The following is a 2,492-nucleotide window of genomic DNA, read 5'->3' as shown; positions in this document are numbered from 1 at the left end:
GCCCACGGCAGCCCCCGGCGGTCGCTCTCCACCAGCCCCCCGGCAGCCCCGCCCGACGCCGGTTTCAGAAGGCGGCGCGGACCGTTCCGACCGGGGAGCCGCCGCCGAGCAGCGGCACGGTCGCGAGGCGTTCCAGTACCGGGGCGTCCACGCCCATCCGGCGCAGGGTGTGCGCCAGTACCGGGCCGAGCGCCCGGGTGTTGCCGTCCTCGACCTTGAAGGCGAGGGCGCGACCGTCCGGCAGCGCCACCGCCTGCACCGCCTCGGCACCCATCTTCGACAGGGTGCCCGGCAGCTCCCGCATCAGCCAGGTGTCGGCCCGACGGGTGCCCGCCACGTACTCGGGGTGGTCGCGCATCGCCTGCGCGACGCGGCCCTGCGGCGTGTCCGGGGCGGCGACGGCGAAGCTGCGGAAGGCCCGTGCCAGGCCGACGAGCGAGATCGCCAGCAGTGGGGCGCCGCAGCCGTCGGTGCCGGTGTGGGTGACCCGCTCCCCGGACGTGGCCTCGACCGTCTCGGTGACCAGCTGTTGCAGGGGGTGGCCGGGGTCGAGATAGGTGTCGGTGGGCCAGTCGTTGAAGCGGCAGGCGGCGAGCATCGCGGCGTGCTTGCCGGAGCAGTTCATGGTCAGCCGGGCCCGGACGCGGCCCGCCGCCAGGTAGGTCTCCGCCTCGACCGGGTCGAGCGGCAGGTCCGGCGGGCACTGGAGGAGGTCCTCGCTCAGGCCCTGCTCGGTGACCATGCGCCCGGCCAGCTCCAGGTGGAAGGGCTCACCGGAGTGGCTGGCGGCGGCCAGCGCGAGCCGCTCGCCGGCCAGCGGCACGCCCGCCCGCAGCACGGCCGCGGCCTGCATCGGCTTGTTCGACGAGCGGGGGAAGACCGGTGCGGCCGGGTCGCCCAGCGACCAGTCGACCCGGCCGTCCGCGTCCAGCACGACCAGCGAGCCGCGGTGCAGCCCCTCGGTGAAACCGGAACGGACGACCTCGGCGAGGACGGGGGCGGCGGGCGAGGTCATCGACGGCCTTCTCCTTCGTGGCGGGACGACCGGCCACCGGGGGGATCGCCTCAGGCCAGCAGGTCGTCGACTTGCGCTTCGCCCTCACGGTACCTGCGGGCGATCTCCGTGCTGCATTCGTCCGCGGTGCGCTGGAGCGACTGCCGGCGGCCGGAGATCTGCCGCTCGTAGCGGACCAGCCGGCCCATCGCGTCGTGCAGTTCGCTGTCGGTGCGGGCACCGAGGTCGGACAGTTCCACTTCGGCGAGCATCGACTCGGCGAGCAGGCGGTACTCCGCGCCGTGCGGTGTGCCGAGCGTCACGTGCCGGGCGGAGGAGCGGTGCCGGGTCGGACCGTCGGCGAGGATCTCCGGCAGCCGGTCGACGATGCGCGCGGCCGGATCGACCCGGCGCGTGATCTCCGCCCGCAGGATGTCGATGCGGCCCTGCAGCAGGCGCCGCAGGTAACTGAGGTCGGCCTCGTCCTGCTGGGCGGAGCGGCGCAGTCCGCGCAGCGAGGGCAGGCCGAGAGCGGCCAGTTCGGGGGTCGCCGGGCCGGGGCGCGCGGAGCGGCCACCGTCTCCGTCCACCTGCTGGGACGGCAGGTGCGGTGCCGCGGTGGCCGCGGCGCTGCCGGCCCGGCCCGGATCCGGTTCGGGGCTTCTGCCTGCTCCGGAAGTGCTCATAAGTCCGTCCCCTCGTCCGCTCTGTCGCACCCTGCCGAGCCGCTCCCGCCGGGTGCGGCGGTCTGCGGTGCGCACTGTGCCGACTCCCCGCGTGGGTGCGCGGAGCCGGTGACGCCTGCGGTGTGCATGACGTTCATGCGGTTCATACGACTCGTGTGGTCGTCCGGCCATCTGGTCTACGGCGTTCGCGGGGTTTGTCAGCTTCGCCGCGACCGGCGTATTGCGTTCCCGCATCGTGCCACTGCCGGGCCGTAGCGCGCAGCGCCTTGGCACCCATCCGGCGCATCATGGATTCATGCGAGCAGTAGTTCAGAGGGTGAACGGCGCCCGGGTGACGGTGGACGGGCGGACGGTCGGCGAAATCGTCGGGGCGGGACTGTGCGTCCTTGTCGGGGTGACCCACGAGGACACCGCGGAGCAGGCCGCGCGACTGGCCCGCAAACTGTGGTCGCTGCGGATCCTGGAGGGCGAGAAGTCGTGCTCGGACCTGTCGGCGCCACTGCTGGTGATCAGCCAGTTCACCCTCTACGGGGACGCCCGCAAGGGGCGGCGGCCGACGTGGAACGCGGCGGCCCCGGGACCGGTCGCCGAGCCGCTCGTCGACGAGGTCTGCGCCCGTTTGCGGGAGCTGGGGGCGGAGGTGGCCGAGGGCCGGTTCGGTGCCGACATGAAGGTCTCGCTCGTCAACGACGGTCCCTTCACGGTGCTGCTGGAGGTGTGACGCGGAACGGCCGCCGCCCGCCACGCGCGCGCCGCACCCGACCGTGCGACGAGCCGGCAGGGCGGACCCGCGCGGGCAGCGGGAGGGCCGG

General features: G+C 74.2%; 3 protein-coding genes. 1 reads left to right on the top strand and 2 read right to left on the bottom strand.

The window, feature by feature from the left end; genetic code table 11:
• Window positions 1–64 precede the first annotated feature (64 nt).
• Complete coding sequence (locus ACYVE9_RS22760) at window positions 65–1,015, bottom strand: asparaginase (RefSeq protein WP_461029759.1); 951 nt, start codon at window positions 1,013–1,015, stop codon at window positions 65–67.
• Window positions 1,016–1,065: 50 nt separating this feature from the next.
• Entirely contained in the window at window positions 1,066–1,680 is a 615-nt protein-coding gene (locus ACYVE9_RS22755) for an RsiG family protein (protein ID WP_461029758.1), read from the bottom strand.
• Window positions 1,681–1,975: 295 nt separating this feature from the next.
• Between ACYVE9_RS22755 and dtd the strand changes: the two genes are divergently transcribed.
• A complete protein-coding gene (gene dtd / locus ACYVE9_RS22750; RefSeq protein WP_461029757.1) occupies window positions 1,976–2,401 on the top strand; it encodes a D-aminoacyl-tRNA deacylase in 426 nt (141 codons plus the stop codon).
• The last annotated feature ends 91 nt before the right edge of the window (window positions 2,402–2,492 follow it).

The organism is Streptomyces sparsus, from assembly GCF_054776295.1.
The sequence above is the reverse complement of the archived record's forward strand: the minus strand, read 5'-3'. Positions and strand labels throughout refer to the sequence as shown.

What these genes read in the sequence shown, in the direction of transcription:
- dtd (WP_461029757.1), top strand. Translation starts at nt 1,976, where the DNA reads ATGCGAGCAGTAGTTCAGAGGGTGAACGGCGCCCGGGTGACGGTGGAC.
- ACYVE9_RS22760 (WP_461029759.1), bottom strand. Translation starts at nt 1,015, where the DNA reads ATGACCTCGCCCGCCGCCCCCGTCCTCGCCGAGGTCGTCCGTTCCGGT.
- ACYVE9_RS22755 (WP_461029758.1), bottom strand. Translation starts at nt 1,680, where the DNA reads ATGAGCACTTCCGGAGCAGGCAGAAGCCCCGAACCGGATCCGGGCCGG.